We start from the raw sequence: 876 nt of genomic DNA on the forward strand, positions 1-876 counted from the left end.
ATCAACCAGCGGTTGCGTGGCCTCGGCACTCCAATTACCACTGGCATTGGTTTGCACTGTCACGGTATGGCTGCCATTAGCATCCGTAAAGGTAATCGCAATGTCACTGCTGGCTAGATCCGATGTGCCTGTCACCACTGGCGTATTATCATTCGTCAATGCCGGTGCATCGATGGTAACGCTTGGCGCGGTTGTATCTATCACCCCAGTTTCGCTATCGGTGCCGATATTGCCTGCGGAGTCTGTCACACTGACATTGACTGTGTACTCGCCTTCGATAATCGCATTACTGGCCTCCACGGACCAATTACCTGCGCCATCCGTTGTTGCTGTCGCACTTTGTACTGCGCCATTGGCCGCGATGATTGTAACGTTCACTTGCGTACCCGCTGGCACCCCACTGCTTTGGCCACTGATGAGCGGAGTAACATCACTGCTATCTGCCAGCGCATTCACGCTAATAACCGGCGCGGTGACATCAACTAACCCGTTCACACTCGCACTGGCTGGGTTCCCCGCTTGATCTGATACACTTGCAGTAACCGTATAAGTGCCTTCTGCTAATGCATCCAGCGCCGGCACTGACCATGTGCCTGATGGTGTCATTTGCGTAGTGACTGTGTGTGAATTACCCGCGGCATCATTAAACACCAGCGTAACTATGCTGCCCTGTGGCGCACTGGCGGTGCCACTGATGGTAGGCGTGGTATCGTTACTGTCGGCTGGCGGATTAATACTGATATCCGGCATGGTGGTATCAATGATCCCAGTGACGCTGGCGGTGCCTTGATTACCCACGCCATCTTCAACGGTGGCGGTAACACTAAAGTCACCCTCCGCTAAATCACTGCTGGCCGTGACACTCCATGTGCCGCC

General features: G+C 54.2%; 1 protein-coding gene. It reads right to left on the reverse strand.

Translation table 11 applies throughout. The features are described from left to right. A partial coding sequence (locus FW757_RS23120; RefSeq protein WP_446441782.1) for an Ig-like domain-containing protein occupies nucleotides 1–876 on the reverse strand: 876 nt, incomplete at both ends.

The sequence above is a fragment of the Pseudoalteromonas sp. 1181_04 genome (genome assembly GCF_052850545.1).